Annotated in this window: 21 protein-coding genes and 1 tRNA gene; 4 read left to right on the forward strand and 18 right to left on the reverse strand. The window is 72.9% G+C overall.

The annotated features are described in order from the left end of the window. Positions 1 to 31 precede the first annotated feature (31 nt). From AB0C01_RS33000 to AB0C01_RS33030, 7 genes are all read right to left on the reverse strand, one after another. Positions 32 to 1,042, reverse strand: a complete 1,011-nt coding sequence (locus tag AB0C01_RS33000) for a DUF881 domain-containing protein (RefSeq protein ID WP_357572996.1) — start codon at positions 1,040 to 1,042, stop codon at positions 32 to 34. Between the two features lie 11 nt (positions 1,043 to 1,053). Continuing rightward, the gene (locus AB0C01_RS33005; RefSeq protein ID WP_030327710.1) at positions 1,054 to 1,386 is read right to left on the reverse strand and encodes a small basic family protein; all 333 of its coding nucleotides are present in this window, start codon (positions 1,384 to 1,386) and stop codon (positions 1,054 to 1,056) included. Further along, positions 1,383 to 2,327, reverse strand: coding sequence for a DUF881 domain-containing protein (locus AB0C01_RS33010; RefSeq protein ID WP_357249172.1), 945 nt, complete (start codon positions 2,325 to 2,327; stop codon positions 1,383 to 1,385). Before AB0C01_RS33010 ends, AB0C01_RS33005 begins: the two co-directional genes overlap by 4 nt. Further along, entirely contained in the window at positions 2,324 to 2,953 is a 630-nt protein-coding gene (locus AB0C01_RS33015; RefSeq protein WP_357572997.1) for a CDP-alcohol phosphatidyltransferase family protein, read from the reverse strand. The genes AB0C01_RS33010 and AB0C01_RS33015 overlap by 4 nt, the downstream gene beginning before the upstream one ends. Positions 2,954 to 3,240: 287 nt before the next feature. Continuing rightward, a complete protein-coding gene (locus AB0C01_RS33020; RefSeq protein ID WP_357572998.1) occupies positions 3,241 to 3,705 on the reverse strand; it encodes a MarR family transcriptional regulator in 465 nt (154 codons plus the stop codon). Between the two features lie 56 nt (positions 3,706 to 3,761). Next, complete coding sequence (locus AB0C01_RS33025) at positions 3,762 to 4,940, reverse strand: PP2C family protein-serine/threonine phosphatase (RefSeq protein WP_357572999.1); 1,179 nt, start codon at positions 4,938 to 4,940, stop codon at positions 3,762 to 3,764. A 71-nt stretch (positions 4,941 to 5,011) separates the two neighbouring features. After that, entirely contained in the window at positions 5,012 to 5,758 is a 747-nt protein-coding gene (locus AB0C01_RS33030; protein ID WP_357573000.1) for an SAM-dependent methyltransferase, read from the reverse strand. Between the two features lie 116 nt (positions 5,759 to 5,874). On the opposite strand from AB0C01_RS33030, the gene AB0C01_RS33035 reads away from it, so the two are divergent. The 3 genes from AB0C01_RS33035 to AB0C01_RS33045 all read left to right on the forward strand — a co-directional run bounded on the left by AB0C01_RS33035 (position 5,875) and on the right by AB0C01_RS33045 (position 7,535). Then, complete coding sequence (locus tag AB0C01_RS33035; RefSeq protein WP_357573001.1) at positions 5,875 to 6,756, forward strand: universal stress protein; 882 nt, start codon at positions 5,875 to 5,877, stop codon at positions 6,754 to 6,756. Positions 6,757 to 6,858: 102 nt separating this feature from the next. Continuing rightward, positions 6,859 to 7,071, forward strand: coding sequence for a hypothetical protein (locus tag AB0C01_RS33040; protein WP_030327717.1), 213 nt, complete (start codon positions 6,859 to 6,861; stop codon positions 7,069 to 7,071). Beyond that, positions 7,068 to 7,535 carry a hypothetical protein gene (locus AB0C01_RS33045; protein ID WP_357573002.1) on the forward strand — a complete coding sequence of 156 codons (468 nt, stop codon included), beginning with the start codon at positions 7,068 to 7,070 and terminating at the stop codon, positions 7,533 to 7,535. Before AB0C01_RS33040 ends, AB0C01_RS33045 begins: the two co-directional genes overlap by 4 nt. A gap of 6 nt (positions 7,536 to 7,541) precedes the next feature. Here the strand turns inward: AB0C01_RS33045 and AB0C01_RS33050 are convergent, their stop codons facing one another. Next, the gene (locus tag AB0C01_RS33050) at positions 7,542 to 7,745 is read right to left on the reverse strand and encodes a hypothetical protein (RefSeq protein ID WP_088948252.1); all 204 of its coding nucleotides are present in this window, start codon (positions 7,743 to 7,745) and stop codon (positions 7,542 to 7,544) included. 133 nt (positions 7,746 to 7,878) lie between these two features. Between AB0C01_RS33050 and AB0C01_RS33055 the strand changes: the two genes are divergently transcribed. Beyond that, positions 7,879 to 8,529, forward strand: coding sequence for a hypothetical protein (locus tag AB0C01_RS33055; RefSeq protein WP_357249149.1), 651 nt, complete (start codon positions 7,879 to 7,881; stop codon positions 8,527 to 8,529). Between the two features lie 6 nt (positions 8,530 to 8,535). On the opposite strand, the gene AB0C01_RS33060 is transcribed toward AB0C01_RS33055, so the two are convergent. The 10 genes from AB0C01_RS33060 to fdh all read right to left on the reverse strand — a co-directional run bounded on the left by AB0C01_RS33060 (position 8,536) and on the right by fdh (position 20,026). After that, on the reverse strand, positions 8,536 to 8,721 hold the full coding sequence (locus tag AB0C01_RS33060) for a hypothetical protein (RefSeq protein ID WP_036410487.1): 186 nt from the start codon (positions 8,719 to 8,721) through the stop codon (positions 8,536 to 8,538). A gap of 73 nt (positions 8,722 to 8,794) precedes the next feature. After that, a complete protein-coding gene (locus AB0C01_RS33065; protein WP_357573003.1) occupies positions 8,795 to 10,072 on the reverse strand; it encodes a hemolysin family protein in 1,278 nt (425 codons plus the stop codon). Between the two features lie 80 nt (positions 10,073 to 10,152). Continuing rightward, positions 10,153 to 10,350 carry a hypothetical protein gene (locus tag AB0C01_RS33070; RefSeq protein ID WP_110566850.1) on the reverse strand — a complete coding sequence of 66 codons (198 nt, stop codon included), beginning with the start codon at positions 10,348 to 10,350 and terminating at the stop codon, positions 10,153 to 10,155. A gap of 39 nt (positions 10,351 to 10,389) precedes the next feature. Continuing rightward, positions 10,390 to 11,130 (reverse strand): hypothetical protein, encoded by a 741-nt coding sequence (locus AB0C01_RS33075; protein ID WP_357249143.1) that lies wholly within the window; start codon positions 11,128 to 11,130, stop codon positions 10,390 to 10,392. Between the two features lie 114 nt (positions 11,131 to 11,244). Next, complete coding sequence (gene selB, locus AB0C01_RS33080) at positions 11,245 to 12,999, reverse strand: selenocysteine-specific translation elongation factor (RefSeq protein ID WP_357573004.1); 1,755 nt, start codon at positions 12,997 to 12,999, stop codon at positions 11,245 to 11,247. 2 nt (positions 13,000 to 13,001) lie between these two features. Further along, on the reverse strand, positions 13,002 to 14,306 hold the full coding sequence (gene selA, locus AB0C01_RS33085; RefSeq protein ID WP_357249131.1) for an L-seryl-tRNA(Sec) selenium transferase: 1,305 nt from the start codon (positions 14,304 to 14,306) through the stop codon (positions 13,002 to 13,004). A 22-nt stretch (positions 14,307 to 14,328) separates the two neighbouring features. Continuing rightward, a tRNA-Sec gene (locus tag AB0C01_RS33090) sits at positions 14,329 to 14,424 on the reverse strand. A gap of 13 nt (positions 14,425 to 14,437) precedes the next feature. After that, the gene (gene nrfD, locus AB0C01_RS33095; RefSeq protein ID WP_357573005.1) at positions 14,438 to 15,637 is read right to left on the reverse strand and encodes an NrfD/PsrC family molybdoenzyme membrane anchor subunit; all 1,200 of its coding nucleotides are present in this window, start codon (positions 15,635 to 15,637) and stop codon (positions 14,438 to 14,440) included. Beyond that, the gene (locus AB0C01_RS33100; protein WP_357573010.1) at positions 15,634 to 16,761 is read right to left on the reverse strand and encodes a 4Fe-4S dicluster domain-containing protein; all 1,128 of its coding nucleotides are present in this window, start codon (positions 16,759 to 16,761) and stop codon (positions 15,634 to 15,636) included. The genes nrfD and AB0C01_RS33100 overlap by 4 nt, the downstream gene beginning before the upstream one ends. Beyond that, on the reverse strand, positions 16,754 to 20,026 hold the full coding sequence (fdh, locus tag AB0C01_RS33105) for a formate dehydrogenase (protein ID WP_357573006.1): 3,273 nt from the start codon (positions 20,024 to 20,026) through the stop codon (positions 16,754 to 16,756). The genes AB0C01_RS33100 and fdh overlap by 8 nt, the downstream gene beginning before the upstream one ends. Positions 20,027 to 20,257: the final 231 nt, after the last annotated feature.

Below are 20,257 nucleotides of genomic sequence, written 5' to 3' on the forward strand. Positions count from 1 at the left end.
GGACCACCCGGGCCCGGCGCGGCCGCGCCGGTCAGGAGACCGGACGGGCGTGTTCCAACTTGATCGGCGCGTGCAGCGCCGAAACCTCGGCAACCTCACGCTCCCCAAACGTCACGTTACCGCCGACACCCCGGACCGACGCCACCACCCCACCAGGAATGTTCAACGCCGTACGCATCGTCGCCGGATCACCGATCACCGTGATCGTGTACGGCCCCGTCAACCGACGCCCCTCCACCACCAACGACCCGTTGTCCCCATCGAGGAAGTACGTCGACGCGATGATCCGCACCGTCGCACGGTCACCACCGGCGATCTGCATCGCCTCCGCGCCCGCACCCCGCAACTCCTGCACCGCGTCCAACACCCGGGTCGCCGTGATCGGCTTGACACCCGCATCGAACTGCACCGTCAACCCCGGCCCCACCGCCGGCAACGTACCCGCCAGAATGCCCAACTCGTTCGCCCGCCGCGTCGCCTCGTCCAACGCCGCCTGACGACCCTGCTCACCCGATCGCAACTGCCGCTGACTGTCCTCCAGGGCACGAATATCCTGCTGAAGCCGACTCTCCCGCGCATCCAGATCCGACAGAATCCGCACCAGGTCCTCCTGGCGCGTCGCCCCCAACGTCGGATCCGTCGACGTCGTCTTCAACTGCACGACCAACGTGAACCCCAGCAACACCAACAACGCCACGATCATCACACCGGCCGTACTCCACCGGAACCGACCCGCCGCCACCGGAGGCGCCGCCACCGACTCCCCGGCCGGCTCACCCAACCCGTCCGACGTCGCCACCGGCTCCTCCGACCGCGACACCGCGCTCAGGTCCACCGTCGCGCCGTCGTCGACCCGCTCCACCGCGGGCTCCTCGTCCGGCCGCTCCTGCGGCCGCACCGGCTCCTGCGGGGCCAACGGGCTCAGCTCGTCCGGATCCGGTGCGTCCGGACGAGGATCCGGCTCACCCGCCGGCCCACCCGGCCGTGCCGGTCCACCCGGCTGCGGCCACCCGGTCCCCGTGTCGCTCTGCTCATCACTCATCGCTGTCAAACCTACGCCCGGAACAGGTGCCGACGGATCGCCGCCACGTTGCCGAAGATGCGGACACCCAACACGACGACCACGCCGGTGGACAACTGCCCGCCCACCCCGAGCTGGTCACCCAGATACACGATCAGACCAGCGACCAGCACGTTCGAAATGAACGACACCACGAACTGCTTGTCGTCGAAGATGCGGTCCAACCGGGCCCGCACCCCACCGAACACCGCGTCCAACGCGGCCACCACCGCGATCGGCAGGTACGGCTGCAACGCCGCCGGCACCGTGGGATCAAGCCACACACCCAGCACCACACCGGCAAGCAACGCCAGCACCGCGATCATCGGCCACCTCCGGAGGGGCTAACGGTCGTCGTCGGACCGGACGACCCAGGACTGCCGGACCGGACACCCGACGCGGAAGGGCTCGGACTGGCCGACGGCTTCGCGTAGCGTAGCTGCGGCTCCGGAGCCGCCGGCAGGGTGAGGTCATCGGCCTCCCGCACACCGAACGACAACCCGGTCTTCTGCGCGACCTCACGCATCACATCCGCGTTGCGGCTGTCCTCGAACCTGCGCCGCATCGAACCCGGCCCGACCGCCGACACCTCGTACGGCCCCATCACCGGCCGGAAATCCACAAGGATCGCATCACCCGCCGTACGGATCGTCGACGTCGAGGTCAACCGCTGCCCGTTGATGGCGACCGCCTCCGCACCGGCACTCCACAACGCGTTCGCCACACCCTGCAGATCGCTGTACAACACCCGCGACGGCCCCGCACCAGCCCCCGTCACCGCGTCCGCGTTACCCGGCCCGTCCGCCAACCGCACCACCACGCCGTCGCCGCGTACCCGACCCAGGCCGGTGCTCGCCTCCAGGTCCCGCAGCCGAGCCGCCGCCGACCCGCTCAACGCCGCGTCCCGCTGCCGACTGACCTCCTCGCGCAACTGGTCCGCGCGCGTGGACAACCGGTCGGTCGTGCCCTCGCGCTCCTTGATCTGCGCCACCAGACCGGAACGAGCCTGGGCCCGCCCCGGCTCGTCCGCCATCGTCTGCCGGTAGGCGACCGCGAACAGGAAACCGAGCAGCACCACCACGACCAGACTGACCGACCGTGCCGGCCACGCCCGCCACCCCCGCGCCGACCCGGTGGATTCCGAGCGCCGACGGGCAGCCGCCGCATCCGCGTAGCCCGGATCGAGCGGGTTGCGGAACAACTCGGTGAGGAAATCCGGCGCGTACACCCGGTCCGGGCGGGGTTTGCCCGGCTGCGGCGCGCTCATGCCGCCGCTCCCGGGCCACGCGCCGCGCGCACCAGCCGCGCCGCCTGCACCACGTACATCCCGCCGGCCACCCAGTAGAGCACCAACCCCCACCACGCCAACGCCCAACCGATCGCGGCCGTCGCCGTCGCCGCCGCGCTCCACTCGCTGGCCAACAGCAGCACCGGGAACGCCGCCAGCAGCAGGAACGTGGCGGTCTTACCCACGTAGTGCACCGGCGGCGGCCCGTACCCGTAGCGGCGCAGCACCGCCAGCGAGCCGAGCAGCAGCAACTCGCGGGCCAGCAACGCCGCGGTGAACTGCCACGGCACCACCTCCCGCACGGTGAAGGCGACAAGGGTGGCGAGGATGTAGAGCCGGTCGGCGAACGGGTCGAGCAACTCCCCGAGGCGACTCACCTGGTGCAGGCGGCGGGCGATCCAGCCGTCGACCCAGTCCGTGGTGCCACCGATGGCCAGGACGACGATCGCCGCCACGTCGGCGCGCTCGACCAGGAACAGGTAGAGGAAGAGGGGTACGCCCAGCAGCCGTACGAAGCTGATCAGGTTGGGCAGGGTGAGCACCTGGTTGCCGGGGGCCTCGTCACCGGTGTCCCGCGGTTGCTCTGCCCGAGCCGGACGCGACACCGATCCTCCTCCACGGCAAGGACCCTCGGCCGACGTCGGGCGCGGCGGAGGGTCGTACGCGCTGTCGGGCCGGCCCGCGCCGGCTCCCCCTGCGGCCCCGGGGTGGGGCCTGTTCCCTGATCCGGCCCGCGATCTCGAAGATCACGGGCCGGGTAAGTGCGCTGTCACTATATCGGGCCTGCCTCCGCTCGCCCGGCGCCGTCACCGTGCGTTTGGCGCGACTGTGTCGCACTGTGGCGTGGATCACCACGCGTAGAGCGTCCTAGGATACTAGTGGAAGCGAGGGTTCAGGCCGTCTGTGCCGCCGGGTCGGTCTGCTTCTCGGGCACCGACTGGGTCGCCGCCCGGCCGAACGCGACCAACGCCAGCCACAGATCGTGCTGCGTCCTGCCCGGCATCCGATCCAGCACCGACTGCACCGCACGGCGGCGCCGCTCGGCCAGGTCCCCCAGCAGCGCCAACGCCGCGGGCGTGGGCACCAACCGCACCTCACGCCGGTCGCGGGGATCGGCCACCCGCCGCAACAGCCCGGTCGCCTCCAGCCGGTCACAGAGGCGGCTCGCCGACGACGGCACCACGTCGAGCAGCTCCGCCAACCCGTTGACATTGGTTTCCGCTCGGCTGCTGATCAACGTCAACACCCGCAACTGCGTGGGCGGCACCTGATGCCCCGACGCCGACGAGTCGAGCACGGCGATCAGCGTCCCGGCAGCCGCGGCGATCGCCGCGGCGAGATCTTCAGGTCGCTCCACCCGATGTCCCCTGCCGTCGTCGCGCTGGTGCCCACCAGACGAGGCGGGGGCGACCCTCACCCGCTGCCCCGCTCACGCGGACCGTGCCAGTCCAGACACACCACGACGGCGTCGTCGCGCAGATCGGAGTCCGCGTGGTAGGCGTGCAGTTCGCGCATCACCGTACCAACCGCCTCGGCCGCCGGCTGCAACCGCGTGGCGCGCAGCGAGCGAGCCATCTCCCGATCGCCGTACGGCTCCTCACCCGGCGGCTCGGCGGCCCACACCCCGTCGCTGACCACGAAGAGCCGGTCCCCCGGCTCGAGGTACAACTCCTGCACCTCGTAGCGGGTCTCGGCGAACATCCCCAGCGGCAACTGCTGATCCAGCTTCATCGGCTCCACCGTGGCCCCCCGCATCCGCAGCAGGTGCGGGGAACCCGCGTCGACCGCACCGACCCGGCCGGTGCGGGTGTCGACGTCGAGCAGCAGGGTCGCCACGTACCGGCGGCCCCGGTGCTGATAGAAAACCGTGTCCGAGGCGAGCTCGGCCTGCTCCACCAGGCCGCCGCCGGAGCGCCGGGCGTTGCGCATCGCGTTGACCGTGACGGCGGTCAGCATCGACGCGGCCAGCCCACTGCCCTCACCGTTGAGCACCGTCACGGTGAGACGGTCGCCGTCCAGCGACCAGTCGAAGTGGTCCCCACCCACGGTGTACGCCGGCTCCAGTTGCCCGGCGAGCGCGAACGCGTGGTGCGCCACGCTGCGACCGGGCAGCAGGTCCCACTGCATCTCGGCGGCCATCGTGAGTCGCTCACGGCGACGGGCCCGCCGGTACCTGTCGGTCCCCCGGTCCGCCGCCCGCATCGCCACCGCGAGGGCGGCGGCGATGTCGGTCGCGTGGCCGGTGACTGTCGGATTCGGTACGGCCGGCAGCTCGATCAACAGCACGCCCAGCCGCTCCCCCCACAGGGTCAACGGCAGGTAGAGCCGACAGGGGCCGTCGCCGGCGGCGTCGCGTACCGGTTGCTGGCTGCTGAAGCACCGCTGCGCCACGGTGTGGCGGGAGAGGGAGCCGGCCGCCGCCAGGTCCGGGTCCAGCACCGGCCAGAGCCCGCTGATCCGATAGTCGGCGACGAAGACGTCGGTGCGCAGCGCACCCAGCGTCGAGCGGATCGCCTGGTCCGCCGCCTCGGCCAACTGGTCGGGCGGGGCCTCGCGCAGCGCGCGCGACACCACGTCCGGCGGCTCCACCATTGTCGTCCTCTCCAGAAGCTTGCTACAGGGCAAGCATCATACGGACACCCCCGGACGGCGAACCGCTGCGGTCAGTCGTGACCACGGGACGCGAGCACGCCGTGGAACGCGTCGGGCACCTGCGTGGGCGGACCCTCCGGCCGCCACCGCGCGACCGGCACGATCCCGTCCGCCGTCGGCGCCCAGCGGCCCAGCAGCGGCGCGAACGCCCTCGGTGGGCGCATCCGGAACTGTGGCCCCATCATCGCCAGCGCCTGCGGGTGACCCGCCAGCTCCTCGGTGTCGAAGTCCACCACGAGCAGGCTGCCCGGCGCCGCGGCGGCGTACAACTCGTCGAGCGTGTGGGTCAGCGTGGCGTCGTCGAGGAACGCCGCGAGCCCGAGGAAGACCACCCCGACCGGCCGGCGGCCCCAGCCCGGCACGAAGCGGTGCATCTGCGCCGGGTCGACCGTGCCGATGTCGGTGGCGTCACCGAAACCGTAGCCGGCCCGGCCACTGCCGGCGAGGATGCTCTGCCCCAGCCGGATGGTCACCGGGTCGACGTCGGTGTAGAGCACCGTCGCGTCGACGGCGACCTCGTGCACGTTGCCCATCGTGGGCACCCCGGCGCCGAACACCAGGAAACCATCCACACCCTGGGCGACCATGGCCCGCACCGCCCGGCCCAGGAACGCCCGCAGCTCCCGGAACGCCGGCGCGCACGGGCCGTACGCCTGCTCGAACGCACTCGCCGCGGCCACGTCGACCGGGAAGTGGTGCTCCCCACCGAGCCAAAAGTCGATCATGCGGCCGGTGCTCGGCTGGTCCGGTTCACCCATCGACAATCCTCCCTCCGGACCGATCGTCGCCAGCGTACCGACCCCGACGCGCTCAGCGGTATCACGGCGCGGGGGCGGTCCTGCCCGCGATACTGACCCCGAGCGGGAGGTGGGCGGTGAACTCGGCGAACAGCGCGGCGGTCGTGGTCGGCGTGGACGGCTCACCGCCGGCCCTGCGCGCTGTCCGCCTCGCCGCCACCGAGGCAGCGCGCCGGCACCGGCCACTGCGGATCGTGCACGGGTTCATCTGGCCGTTGCTGCACGTGCCCGCCGCCCCCGCCCCGGGCGCGCCGCCCGGCGGTGGCCTGCGACACCGGGCCGAGGAGCTGGTCCAGGCCGCGGTGGCCGAGGCCGAGGCGACCGTACCCGGGCTGCCGATCTCCGGCGAGATCATCGACGGTGAGGCCGCCGCGGTGCTGGTAGGCGAGTCCCCCACCGCCGCGCTCATCGTGCTCGGTGACCGTGGGCTGGGTGGTTTCTCGGCGCTGCTGGTCGGCTCGGTCGCGGTGCAGGTCGCCGCGTACGCCGACTGTCCGGTGCTGGTGGCCCGCGGCGCGCAACGACCCGACGAGCCGGTGCTGGTCGCGGTGGACGGCTCGCCGGCCTCCCGCCTGGCGGCCGACTTCGCCGCCGAGACCGCCGTGTCGCGCGGCGTGCCGCTGCTGGCGGTGCACGCCTACCAGCACCCCGGCAGCAGCGGCCCCGGCGACATGCAACCCCTGGTGTACGACGACGCGACGCTGCACGGCGAGCAGGAACGGATGCTCGCCGAGTGGCTGACCGGCCTGACCGAGCACCACCGAGGGCTGCGGTTGACCTGCCGGGCGGTGCACGGCCGCACCGGCGCCGTGCTGGCCGAGGCGTCCCGCTCCGCGCAACTGGCGGTGGTGGGCGGGCAGGGGCGCGGCGAGGTGACCGGGTTGCTGCTGGGGTCGGTGAGCCAGTCGATGCTGCACCACGCGCGGTGCCCGGTCGCCGTGGTGCACGCCCCCCGCTAGGACCGCGAGGGGTTCACCGGCCGCCAGACGGGTAGACGGCCGCGGTACGCCGACGGCGACGAGGGCGACAGCAGATGCCCAGACCGACGAAGGAGGCACCACATGCCAGGACCACGGCCGGGCAGTAACGCCTACGACAAGCAGCGGGCGCGGTTGCGCAACGCGATCGACGACTCCGGACGTCGGGTGCCCGACGGCAAGGCCAACCAGGTCGCGAACCGGATCCTCCAGGAGGACCGTGGCCAGCGGGGCGTGGTTCGCGGCGACCGCGCGTACGGCCCCAAGAGCGAGCGCGAACCGGGCGACCCGAAGTGAGGAAGGTCGACCTTGCCGACGGTGCCATCGCTGGCGCCGTCGGCAGCGCCGCGCTGAACGTGGTCAGCTTCCTCGACATGGCCCTGCGGGGACGGCCGGAGAGCGACGTTCCCCAGGAGACCGTCGACCGGCTGGCCGGGATCGCGCACGTCAGCCTGGGGTCCGACGGTCGGGCGGTGAACCGCCGCTCGGGCCTGGGACCCCTGATCGGCTACGGGCTCGGCATCGCCGCGGGCGTCGCGTTCGCGCTCTACGCCGGTGGTCGGCGCCAACCGCTGCCGGTGGCCACCGGCCTGCTCGGCGCCGGCGTGATGACGATGACCGACGGGTCGATCACCGTGCTCGGCATCAGCGACCCGCGTACCTGGCGGCGCTCCGACTGGATCTCCGACATCATCCCGCACCTCGCGTACGGGCTGACGGCCGCCGCGACCTGGAACAGGTTGCGGCGGCCGTCACGCTAGGGGCCGTTAGCGGGTGTCGCTGTCGTCCTCGGCCACCGGTTCACCGGCCGGGCCGTACGGCGACACCTGCCCCTTGGGCACCGGCCGACCCTCGTCACCGCGCGACGAGCCACGGTTGAGCGGGTGCCCGGTCGGCGTCGGTCCCTTGCTGTCCTGGCTGGTGGCGCCCTTGGCGTTGCGCCGGAACTCCTCCTGCTGCGGGTTGACCACAGGTGTCTCCCTCCGGATACGGCGGACGGCATCGACCGCCTCCACCGCCGGCATACCCGTCCACTCCGGTGGCATTCCGACAGCGCTCGCCGGCGCGACGGCTAGCGGGCCACGCAGTGGGTAACCGTGCGGTGTGGGCAACGATCGAACAGTGGCGCGAGTCCTGCTGGACCGGCGTGGCCGCACCTACGCGGAGGAAGCCGGCATCCAGCTCGCCGACCGCCCCCGGCCGCTCTACCAACTGCTGGTGCTGACCACCCTGCTGAGCACCCGGATCCGGGCGTGTGTGGCCGTGGACGCCGCGCGGGAGCTGTTCGCCGCGGGCTACCGCACACCGCAGGCGATGGAGGCGGCCAGCTGGCAGGACCGCGTCGACGCGCTGGGCCGGGGACACTACCGCCGCTACGACGAGCGGACCGCCACCATGCTCGGCACCGGCGCCCGGTTGTGCCTGGACCGCTGGCACGGTGACCTGCGCCGACTACACCGCGAGGCCCAGGGTGACCCGGCCGGGCTGCGTCGACGCCTCACCGAGTTCCCCGGCATCGGCCCCACCGGCGCGGACATCTACCTGCGCGAGGCGCAGACGGTCTGGTCGGACCTGCGCCCGTACGCCGACCGTCGGGCACTGGCCGGGGCGAAGCGGCTGGGTCTGCCGGGCTCCCCGGACGGACTGGCCGGCCTGGTCGACGAACCGGACTTCGGTCGGCTCGCCTCGGCGCTGGTGCGGGTGGCGCTCGGCGAGGAGTCCGCCGGCGAGGTCACCCGGGTCGCCGCCCGCTGAGACCGCTCACTTCACCGTCTTGTCCCCCGGCCGAGTCAGGTGCCACACCAGCAACGCGGCGAGCAACGCCAGGACCACCACCCCGCCGGAGATCCCACGGCCCTCCTCGGGGCTGCGCCCGGCGCTGCCGAAGTAGATCACCGCGAGGCCGGCCAGCACGGTGACGAACGTACGCAAACCTCGGTCCTTCACGAATCGCACCGTAGGCGGGCCGCCTTCCCGGCGGGCTTTTTTGGCACTGCTGTCCCCCGTCCGGGCGACCCGGTCACCCCTCGGGCGTGAACCCGCGCAACCGCACCCGCCGCACCGCCCGGTCGGCGACCTCCACCACCTCCAGCGTCAGCCCGGGTAGCCGTACCGTCTCCCCCGGCTGGTCGGGCAGGTGCCGCAGTCGGGCCAGCACCAACCCGGCCACCGTGGTGTAGTCCCGGGACAACGGGAAGCGCAGCCGCACCCCCAGGTCGGGCAGGTCGTGCAGCGGGAAGTCACCGGGCACCAGCAGGGCGCCGTCCTCCTCCCTGATCACCCCGTGCACGTCCCGGTCGGTCTCGTCGTACAGCTCGCCGACCACCTCGGCCAGCAGATCCTCCATGGTGACCAGGCCGTCGATGCCGCCGTGCTCGTCGACCGCCAGGGCCAGCTGCTGATGCTCCTGACGGAGTTGGCGCAACGCGTCGGCGACCGGCAGGGTCACCGGCAGCAGCACCGGCGTGCGCACCCGGTCCCCCACCGGCGCGGTGCCAGCCCGCACCAGGTCGCGGATGTGCACCACCCCGAGCAGCTCGTCCAGACCGCCGGGACCGGTGACCGGGGCGCGGGACCGGCCGGCGGCGGCGAGCCGGCGTACCCCCTCGTCGGCGGTCAGGTTGCCCGGCAGCGTCATCACCTCCCGGCGGGCCACCAGGATCTCCCGCAACGTCCGGCCGGCGATGTCGAACGCGCCGGTCAGGATCTCCCGCTGCTGGGCCGACAGGCCGCGCTGGCTGGCCAGCATCTCGCGCAACTCCTCCTCGGTCATCTCCGCGCGGTTGGCCCGCGGGTCACCGCCGGCCAGCCGTACCACGGTGTCGGTGGCCCGGCTGAGCAGCCACACCGCCGGCCGCGACGCCCGGGCGAGCAGGTCCAGCGGGCCGGCGCTGAGCAACGCCCAACGCTCCGCCCGCTGCATCGCCAGTCGTTTGGGCGCCAACTCGCCGAGCACCAGCGTGACGAACGTCAGCAGCACGGTCACCAGCAGCACCGCGGCGGGGCGGGCCGCACCGCCGAGGAAGCCCAGCGGACCGACGAACGGCTCGGCCAGCGACACCGCGGCCGCCGCCGAGGCGAGGAAACCGGCGAGGGTGATGCCGAGCTGGATGGTGGCCAGGTAGCGGTTCGGGTCGCGGGACAACTGCACCAACCGGTCTCCGGCGCGCGACCGGCGCCCCAGCCGCCGCAACTGCCCCTCGCGCAGCGTCACCAACGCCATCTCGCTGCCGGAGAGCGCGGCGTTGACCAGCACCAGTACGGCCACCAGCGCCACCTGCAGGAGCTGACCACCCATCGCGCACCCCCGTCCGCCGCCTCAGGTCACTCAACCGCAGCGGAGCCGGTCCCGGGTCCGGTTTGCGCCCGCGCCACCGCTCAGTCGACCTCCAGGTCGTCAAGCGAGATGGCGTGGGTCATCAACCAGCGGGCCAACGCCGACATACCGAACAGCCACAGCGGCACCGATTCGGTGGGTCCGCTGGTGGCGTAGATGGCGAACCGCAGATCGGGCGCGCGGTACGCCTCGATCCGCCACCGGTGCTGCCGGTCCCGCCAGACCGCCGAAGGGTCCATGGCGTCACCGTAGGTGACCGCCAACCAGCCGGGGGGCGGTTAGCCCGGGACCACCGTCGTGCCGAGCAGCCGTTGGGCGACGGACACCAGCATGGCGATGCCGATCCCGGCGAGGATCAACCAGCCGAGGCCACGCCAGCCCGAGCCACGGTCGGCGGCCGGCGCTGCCCGCGGTCTCCACGCCTCCCGGTACGACCAGGCCAGCACTCCCAGCCCGAAGGGCAGCAGCCCGATCCAGAACCAGAACCACCGGGTGCCGGCCAGCGGCGGCGCACCCCCGATCAGCCTGGCCAGCCACAGCACGGTCACCACGCCGGCGAGCACGGCGGCGGCGTGCGCGATCCGCTGCGCGGTGGCGGCCGCGCCCTGCCACGGATCGGCCACGGCGGCGAGCCTTTCGTCCCACCCCGCGGTCGCCGACAGGTCCGGCTCGACGCCTGACGAGTCCGAGGCGGGCGGGTCGACGTACGCGTACCGGGTCTGGCCGTTGGGCATGCTCCAGGCGAGCATTCCGCCGTTCGTCGCGTACTGCAGCCGGGGACGGCTGCCCCAGTACGCGTCGTCGTCGGCCCAGCCGTACGCCCGTTGGAAGGTCACCACCCGGCCGGCCGCGAGATCCCGGTCGAGCTGGGCCTGCGTCGACTCGCGGGGCTCCACCCACCAGGCCAGGGATGCCCACAGCACCCACAGCACCGGCAACCCCCAGCGCAGTGCCACCGGGAGGGCCGCACGCCATCGACCGTCGGCGGGCCGCGACCGGGTCGGGATCAGCTCGACCATCGCTCTACCGTCGCACCCCGGGACGGTCCTGTCAGCCCCGGCCGGGTCGCGAAACCAGCGCGGGAACGGGCGGCTCAACGGTCCGGATGCCGACCGGGGCTGCGTGTCGCGGGCTCAGGGGACGACGATCCGGGCGTCGTCGGGCAGTCGTCGGGTCGCACCGCGACGGTCCAGCAACTCCAGCAGCGGCACCGCCACCCGGCGGGTGGTGTCCAACGCCTGCCGGGCCGCGGAGAGCGTGAACGGCTGCGGCAGCCCCGCCAGCACCCGGACCGCGTCGTCGAGCGCGTCGGGCAGCAGCACCACGTTGTCGGCCAACCGCAGCAGGGCACCGGCCCGCACCGCCGCGCCGATCTCCCGGGGACCCAGTCCCAGGTCGACGAGACGGTCCGCCTCGGGAGCACGGAACGGCCGCTCGCCGTACTCGTCGCGGACCCGCCGCACGGCTCGGGCCACCGGTTCGGGCAACGCGTCGGCGTCCGCCGCGCCGACCCGCCCGGCGTGGATCCGCAGCGGCGGCCGGACCAGCGCCTCGACCAGTACCCGGTCCGGCAGGCCGAGGCGCTGGCGCAGCGCGTCCACCGGCATCCCGGGCTCCAACGGGTGTTCCCGCGCGTGGCGGGTGACCTCCTCGCTCACCCGGTCGCCGAGCCACCGCCAGTGCTCGGGGTCGGCCAACCAGTCACCGGCCACCGGCGCGGCCTGCACCGGTACGCCCATCCGGAGCAACGCGCCGGCTCGGACCAGCCGCCGGCGGCGCAGCTCACCGGCCAGCTCGGGTCGACCGTCAAGCGCGGCCAGGACCTGCGCGCGGGCGGCCGCGGCACCCCGGCGGGCCAGCGGCGGCGGCACCACGTCCAGCACCCGTACCCCGCCGGTCACGTGGTGCCGGCCCGGGTCCCGCAGCAGCGCCCGGTCGCCCACCAGCAGCGGCAGCGCACGGGACAGGCGCAGCCGTACGGTGTCCGCGCCGAGCGGTCGGACCCGCACCGGCACCGCCGCCGACCCGACGTGCAGGGTGAGGGTGGCCGGCAGGTCGGCGGCCGGGTCGCCGGTGAGCCGGACGTCCACGAGGTCGGTGTGCTGGAACCGGCCCGGGGTGAGCAGCGCGTCGCCGCGGCCGAGCCGGTCGCGGGGCGTACCGCGCAGGTTGACCGCCACCCGGGCCACCGCGGCGGCCTCCGGTCGGGCCTCGCCGAGCGAGTGCAGGCCACGGACCCGCACCGGCTCGTCGGCACCGGCCAGCTCCAACTCGTCGCCCACCCGCAGCCGTCCGGCGCCGAGGGTGCCGGTGACGACGGTGCCGCTGCCCCGCACCGTGAAGCTGCGGTCGACCCAGAGCCGGACCGGGTCGTCGAGGGCGGGCGCCGGCAGTCGGGCGGTGAGCCGGTCCAGGGCGGCCCGCAGCTCCGGCAGACCGGCGCCGGTACGGCCGCTGACCGCCACCGCCTCCACCGCACCGAGGCTCGTCGCGCCGATCTCGGCGCGGGCGCGGGCCGTCGCCGGCCCCGGATCGGCCAGGTCCGCGCGGGTCACCGCCAGCAGGCCGTACCCGACGCCGAGCGCGTCCAGCGCGGCCAGGTGCTCGGCGGACTGCGGCATCCACCCCTCGTCGGCGGCGACCACGATCAGCGCCGCCGGCACCGGGCCGACACCGGCGAGCATGTTCGGCACGAACCGTTCGTGACCGGGCACGTCGACGAAGGCGATGGTGGCGCCGGAGGGCAGCGTCGTCCAGGCGAAGCCCAGGTCGATGGTCATGCCCCGGCGACGTTCCTCGGCCCACCGGTCGGGTTCCATCCCGGTCAGCGCCCGGACCAGTGTCGACTTGCCGTGGTCGACGTGTCCGGCGGTGGCGACGACGAACACGCTCAGTCGTCCCCGGGTACGCGCAGCACGGCCGCGCGGACGGCGTCGTCGGCCTCGACGGGCACACACCGCAGGTCGAGCAGGAGTCGGCCCCGCACCACCCGGCCGAGCACCGGCTGGTCCCCGGTGCGCAGCGGCCCGGCGTAGCGCTCGGGCAGGCTCAGCGCCCACGAGTCCAACTCCACGCCGGGGGCGCCGCCGCCGCCGACCACCGCGACGGCCGGCACCACCTCCGCCTTACGGCCGTCCGCGCCGAGCCGGTCCCGCAGCCGCTCCACCCGATCCCGCAGGGCGGCCGGGTCGGCGTGCAGGGCGGTGCGGGTGGGGGTGTCCGGTCGGTGCAGGGTGGCGGCCAGCGCGGCCAGGGTGAGCTTGTCCACCCGCAACGCCCGGGCCAGCGGGTGGCGGCGCAGCCGGTCGATCAGCGCGACGTCGCCGAGCAGCAAGCCCGCCTGCGGGCCGCCGAGCAGCTTGTCACCGCTGGCGGTGACAAGCGCGGCACCCGCGCGCAGCGTGCTGGCCGCGTCCGGTTCGTCGGGCAGCAACGGATCCGCGCTGAGCAGACCGGAGCCGATGTCGGCGACGACGGGCACGCCGAGGGTGGCCAGTTGGCGTACCGGGGTGGCCGAGGTGAAGCCGGTGACCTGGAAGTTCGACGGGTGCACCTTGAGCACGAAGCCGGTCTGCGGGCCGAGCGCGGCGGCGTAGTCCGCGAGGGTGGTGCGGTTGGTGGTGCCCACCTCCCGCAGGCGAGCGCCGGTGCTCTCCAACAGGTCGGGTAGGCGGAAACCGTCGCCGATCTCGACGAGTTCGCCGCGGCTGACCACGATCTCCCGGTCGTTGGCCAACGCGGTCGCGGCCAGCACCAGCGCGGCGGCGCCGTTGTTGACCACGTGCACGGCGCCCGCGTCGGGCACGGCGGCGGCCAGGGCGTCGAGCGCGTCGCGGCCACGGCGGGCCCGTCGGCCGGTGCTCAGGTCCAACTCCACATCGGTGTGCCCGGCGGCGGCCACCACCGCGGCGACCGCGGTAGGCGACAGGGGCGCCCGGCCCAGGTTGGTGTGCAGCACGACACCTGTCGCGTTGAGCACCGCCCGGGGGCCGGGTGCGGGCAACGCGGCGACCGCGGCGTCGCGTACCTCATCGGGGTTGATCTCGCCGCGGCGGGCCTGCTCCTGGGCGCGGACGACGACCGCCTTGACCTGGTCCCGGCCCAGCGTCGCGCTGGCCGCGGCCAGCAGCGGGTCGGCGAGCAGCGTGTCGGTGCGGGGCACCCGGCGTCGCGGGTCCACCAGCCCGTCGCCCATCGCGTCAACTCCTGCTGCGGTTTGGCGGAGACGGACGGGAATCGAACCCGCCTGGCCCGGGTCCCGGACCACTCCGGTTTTGAAGACCGGGAGGGGCACCAGCCGCCTGAACGCCTCCATCGGACATTCGATCACACCGCGGGCGGGGCCGCCCGATCAGCTGGAAGATCCATGCCGGTTCGTCGGGCGTCGGCCCGCGCACGCTGCGGCACCACCGTGTAGCGAGGGTCGCGGGCGGAGGCGACGCCACCGTAGAAGATGCCGAACCGGGTCGCCACCGACGCGGCCAGCAGCGCGGCACCGGACAGCGCGCTGACCGCCCGGCTGCGCCGACCGAGCAGCGCACCGGCGACCCCACCGACGGTCAGCATCCGGCTGGCACGCAGCAGCCGACCGGGCCGGCCCTGCCGGTAGGGCTCACTGAGCAGGCCGAGGCGGGTCTCCACCCGGTGCGTGCCGTACAACTCCAGGGCCGCACCGGCCACCGCCATCCGGCGGGCCGGACCCGCCTGCGCCGACGGCGCGGCGAGCAGACCCACGCCGGCGCCGCTGGCCAGGGCGCTGCCCGCGAAGATCACCGGCAACTCGGGGTACGCCTCGTGCCACGACGGCACCGCCGTGTCGGCGAGCAGGACCCCGGTGTACGTGGCCAGCGCGGGCGCGGTCCCGGCGGCGAGCAGCCCGGCGGCGTGCCCGAGCGGCGGCAACGCCCGGCCGGCCAGCCCGAGCGGGCCGTGCCGAGGCAGCCGGCCAGCGACCTCGGCGATCGCGGCGACGCCCGCGGCCGGCCCGTACGCGGTGAGGATCCAGGTGCCCATCGACATCGGCGAGGTCGGCTTGGCCACCCGCAGCATGTGGTGGAACCGCGCCGGCCGGCCCAGGTCCCGGATCAGGAAGACGGCGCTGGCGCTGACGGCCGCCAGCGCGGTCACCCGACCGGCGCGACGCAGCGCCGGCCGCCCGGTGAACTGCCCACCCGCGGCGAGCAGCGACGAGCCGGCCGCCAGCCCACCAGTGAACAGGTACGCCGCGATGTCCCACTTCCAGACCGGCGCCTTGAGGATCGGCCGACCGTAGTACGAGGTGAACTCGGCCTCCGGCACCCGCAGTTCCTCGCCACCGCCGCGACGCCCGCCTCCGCGACGCCCGCCCCGCCGGCCGGGGGGTTCTGCGGTGCGCCGCTGCTGTCGGAGCGCCGAACTGACGCCGGTGTCCGCGCCGCTCGCGGTCGGCCGGTCGGTGCTGGTCGACGGTCGGTCGTGACCAGTGGTGGCCAACCGGTCGCGGAAGCGGCGGAAGATCTCGCCCACCTCGGGGCGGTGCGGACTCACGAGGAACGTCCGACGAACGCGGCGACGGTCGCCGCCGCCATGGTGAGGGCGGCGAGCCCGGCGCGCTTACACATCTTCGGCAGGTCACGGGTGGTCACGACCGGGTCCGGCGGCAACCCGTACACCTCGGGCTCGTCGAGGAGCAGGAAGAACGCCCCGTCACCACCCACACCGTCATGCGGGTCGTGCCCGTACAGACGCGCCTCGGGGACGCCCCGCTCGTGCAGCGTCTCGACCCGCGCGGCCGCCCGCTCCCGCAACTCGTCGAGGGGCCCGTACTGGATCGACTCCGTCGGACACGCCTGCGCACACGCCGGCGTCATCCCCGCACCCAACCGGTCATAACACAGCGTGCACTTCCACGCCCGACCGTCATCCTTACGCTGATCGATCACCCCATACGGACACGCCGAAATGCAGTACCCACACCCGTTGCAGATGTCCTCCTGCACCACCACCGTCCCGAACTCCGTCCGGAACAACGAACCCGTCGGACACACATCCAAACAAGCCGCATGCGTGCAGTGCTTACAGACATCCGACATCATCAACCACCGGAAATCGGTACGCTCCTCGACGCCCGTCCCCCGGCCCGGCGGCTGCGCCCCCGGCATCCCCAGGAACTGCGGACCCGCGCCACCCTGGCCCGCGCCACCCTGGCCCGCGGCGGTCGGACCGGCGGCGAGCGGGGCGCCGAGCACGTCCGCCGGCGCGCCTCCGGCCATCCGCGCGGCGGCGGACGGCGAGCCGGTCGGCACCCCCGGGTCCGTGCCGGTGCCCTGACTGGTGCCAGCCGCCACGGCCGCCCACGCCGCGCTGACCGAACCGCCGGTCGGCATGCCCGCGAACGGCGGGGCGCGGTGCCCGGCCGGCCGGGGTTGCTCGATGAACGCCACGTGTCGCCACGAGTTCGCGGTCAGCGCGCCGGTGTTGTCGTACGACATGCCGAGCAGGTCCAGGCCACTTCCCGGGACGCCGTTCCACTCCTTGCAGGCCACCTCGCAGGCCTTGCAACCGATGCAGACGCTGGTGTCGGTGAAGAACCCCATCCGCGGCGGCGCGTTCTCGTAACCCGCCTCGGGTGCCGGATCCAACGGGCCGTACAGGCTGTTCGGGTCAGGAATCACCGCGCTCCTCCCCCGGGCTGTCGGTGGTGACGGTCGGGGCGTGCTGGCCGGGGGTGATCCCGGCGCGCCGCTGGTAGTCGGCCACCAGGTCGAGCAACGCCGGCCCGGTGGGCCGCCGGCCCGGCCGGACATCGCAGGTGCCGACCTTGCTCTCCTGGATCAGGACGTTGGGATCCAGACTGATCCCGAACAGGTCGTTGGCCGAGTCGCCGGTCACCAGACCCTCGAAACCGAAGTGGTACGGCAACCACACCTGGTGGATGATCCGACCGTCCACCCGCAGCGGAGTGAGCCGATCGGTCACCAACACCTTCGCCTCGATCACCGCGCGACCACTGACCAGGTGCGCCCACCCCAGATGGGTCAGCCCCGCCTCGCTGGCCAACTCCGGTGACACCTCCACGAACATCTCCGGTTGCAGCTCGGCAAGCGTCCGGACGGTCCGACTCATCCCACCGGCGGTGTGGTGCTCGGTGAGCCGGCTGACCGTGAACACGTACGGGAACACCTGACTGTGCTCCTGCGGTGGGCTCGGGTTCACCGAGTTCACCGGATGCGCGTACATCTTGCGGGTCGGGTTGGCCTGCTGCCGGTAGAGCGGGTTACGCACCGGCGACTCCACCGGCTCGTAGTGCGTGGGCATGGGTCCGTCCAGGACACCGCTGGGCGCGTACAGCCAACCCTTGCCGTCACCCTGCATCACGAACGGGTCGTCACCGGCGATGCCCTCCGTGCCGGACGCGCCGGGTGGCGGCCGGTACGACGGCGGTTTGGTCTTCTCGAAGTCCGGCACGTCGTAACCGGTCCACTCGCCCTTCTCCGCGTCCCACCACACGTAACGTTTGCGCTCACTCCACGGGTTGCCGTCCGGGTCGGCGGAGGCACGGTTGTAGAGGATGCGTCGGTTCGCCGGCCACGCCCACCCCCACTCGGCGGCCACCCAGTCCTGCTCGTGTCGGGACTTGCGCCGCGCCGCCTGGTTCACGCCGTCGGCGTACACCCCGGTGTAGATCCAACAGCCGATCGCGGTGGAACCGTCCGCGCGGGCCTCGGCGAAGCTGGACAGTGGGCGGCCGCTCGCCACGTCGTACCCGTTGATCTCGCGCAGCACCGACTCGGCGCTCGGCTCCGCGTGCGGGCCGTGGGTGGGGTAGTCCCAGGTGAGGTCGAGCAGTGCCCGGTCGCGCGGCAGCTCCGAGTCGGCCAGCTTCTCCCGCAGCTTGCGACCCAGGTGGTAGAAGAACCACAGCTCGGAGCGGGCGTCGCCCGGCGGCTCGACGGCCTTCTCCCGCCACTGCAACAGCCGCTGCGTCTGGGTGAACGTGCCCTCCTTCTCCACATGCGAGGCGGCGGGCAGGAAGAACACCTCGGTCCGGCACTCCTCGGGCACGATCTCCCCGGTGGCGACCTCCGGGCCGTTCTGCCAGAACGTGGCGCTCTCGATCATGAACAGGTCCCGGACGACCAACCAGTCGAGGTTGGCCATGCCGAGGCGCTGCGCCCGGCCGTGCGCGGAGCCGACCGCCGGGTTCTGACCCAGCAGGAAGTATCCCTTGATCTTCCCGTCGATCATGTTGAGCACCTGCTGGTAGGTGCCGTGATCACCGGTCAACCGGGGCAGGTACCCGTAACAGAAGTCGTTCTCCGGCGTCGCCGCGTCACCCCAGTACGCCTTGAGCAGGCTGGCCGCGAACGACCGCGCGTTGCCCCAGAACCCCTTCTGGCCGGGGTGGCGGATGCTGTCCACCCACTCGTCGAAGCTCGGGTGCTCGGCGTGGTGCGGCATCGGCAGGTACCCGGGCAGCAGGTTGAACAGCGTCGGAATGTCCGTCGAGCCCTGAATGCTGGCGTGCCCCCGCAGCGCCATCACCCCGCCACCGGGGCGACCCATGTTGCCGAGCAGCAGCTGGATGATCGCGCCGGTGCGGATGTACTGCACACCCACGCTGTGCTGCGTCCACCCCACCGAATAGATCAGCATGCCGGTGCGGTCCCGACCGGAGTTGCGCGTCCACGCCTGCGCCAACTCCAGGAACTGCTCCCGCGGGATCCCGCAGACCCGCTCCACCATCTCCGGGGTGTAGCGGGCGAAGTGCCGCTTGAGGATCTGGTAGACGCAGCGCGGATGCTGCAACGTCTCGTCGCGTTCGGTCTGCCCGCTCACCCGCGCGCCGTGCGACTCGTGCGTCAGCCCCGCGGCGCTGTCCCGCTCCTGGTCGGTGTGCCCACTGCCGGACGAACCCTCGTGCCCCGCGTACTGCCAGCTGTCCTGCACGTAGCTGCCGGTCTCCGGGTCGAACCCGGAGAAGAACCCGTCGCCGTCCTCGGTGTCGACGAACTCCTCGCTGACGATCGTCGCCGCGTTGGTGTACGACAGCACGTACTCGCGGAAGTCCAACTCGTTGTCCAGGATGTAGCGCACCACCCCGCCGAGCAGGGCGATGTCCGTGCCCGCCCGGATCGGCAGGTACGCGTCCGCGACCGCGCTGGTGCGGGTGAACCGGGGATCGACGTGGAACACCTTCGCGCCGTTGCGCTTGGCCTCCATCACCCACTGGAAACCCACCGGGTGCGCCTCAGCCATGTTCGACCCCTGGATGACGATGACGTCAGCGTTGGCGATGTCCTGCTGGAAATCCGTCGCACCGCCACGACCGAAGCTGGCCCCCAGACCGGGGACGGTGGCGGAGTGTCAAATACGGGCCTGGTTCTCGATTTGGAGAGCCCCCATCGCGGTGAACAACTTCTTGATGAGGTAGTTCTCCTCGTTGTCCAGCGTCGCCCCACCCAGGCTGGAAAAACCCAGCGTCCGGTTCAGCGGCCGACCCTCGACGTCGACGTCCTCCCAGGTCTGCTCACGGGCCGCGAGCATCCGGTCGGCAATCATGTCCAGCGCGGTGTCGAGGTCCAGATCCTCCCACTGCGTCGAGTACGGACGGCGGTAACGAACCGTCGTCTGCCGCAGCGGACTGGTCACCAGACTCTTACTGGCCGAACCCTTCGGGCACAGTCGACCCCGCGAGATCGGGCTGTCCGGGTCGCCCTCGATCTGGCTGACCTGGCCGTCCTTGACGTACACCCGCTGACCACAACCCACCGCGCAGTACGGGCAGACCGAACGGGCGACGCTGTCGGCGTCCTCGGTGCGGGCGGTCAACGCTGCCGACCGGGCGGACTGGGCCGCCGCGCCCCGGCCCAGCGGGTCCGTGCCGGTGAGCTGCCGGTAGACCGGCCAACCCTCGATGAAGGTACGCAGACCCATCCCCCGACACCCCCTCCCACGCGAGCGACCCCATGAACATAGGCCAGCCGAGACATGTTCGCGAGCGGGGGCAGGCAGACAGCGCCGCCCCGGCCTTGTGGGCCGGGGCGGCGCTGGTGTCGGTGTGCAGGTCGCCTCGCGGCGAGTGGCGCGACGCGGCTCCAGCCGAACGGTATTCCGCGAAGGCGATATTAGGTGAGGCCCGGGGACACTGAGTCACACCGACACCCT

This window comes from Micromonospora sp. NPDC048905, assembly GCF_040649655.1.
In the GTDB taxonomy this organism is placed as follows: domain Bacteria; phylum Actinomycetota; class Actinomycetes; order Mycobacteriales; family Micromonosporaceae; genus Micromonospora.

Coding starts and splice junctions, on each gene's coding strand:
- AB0C01_RS33000 (WP_357572996.1), bottom strand. CDS start 1,042: ATGAGTGATGAGCAGAGCGACACGGGGACCGGGTGGCCGCAGCCGGGT.
- AB0C01_RS33005 (WP_030327710.1), bottom strand. CDS start 1,386: ATGATCGCGGTGCTGGCGTTGCTTGCCGGTGTGGTGCTGGGTGTGTGG.
- AB0C01_RS33010 (WP_357249172.1), bottom strand. CDS start 2,327: ATGAGCGCGCCGCAGCCGGGCAAACCCCGCCCGGACCGGGTGTACGCG.
- AB0C01_RS33025 (WP_357572999.1), bottom strand. CDS start 4,940: ATGGTGGAGCCGCCGGACGTGGTGTCGCGCGCGCTGCGCGAGGCCCCG.
- AB0C01_RS33030 (WP_357573000.1), bottom strand. CDS start 5,758: ATGGGTGAACCGGACCAGCCGAGCACCGGCCGCATGATCGACTTTTGG.
- AB0C01_RS33040 (WP_030327717.1), top strand. CDS start 6,859: ATGCCAGGACCACGGCCGGGCAGTAACGCCTACGACAAGCAGCGGGCG.
- AB0C01_RS33065 (WP_357573003.1), bottom strand. CDS start 10,072: ATGGGTGGTCAGCTCCTGCAGGTGGCGCTGGTGGCCGTACTGGTGCTG.
- AB0C01_RS33070 (WP_110566850.1), bottom strand. CDS start 10,350: ATGGACCCTTCGGCGGTCTGGCGGGACCGGCAGCACCGGTGGCGGATC.
- AB0C01_RS33075 (WP_357249143.1), bottom strand. CDS start 11,130: ATGGTCGAGCTGATCCCGACCCGGTCGCGGCCCGCCGACGGTCGATGG.
- selA (WP_357249131.1), bottom strand. CDS start 14,306: ATGGGCGACGGGCTGGTGGACCCGCGACGCCGGGTGCCCCGCACCGAC.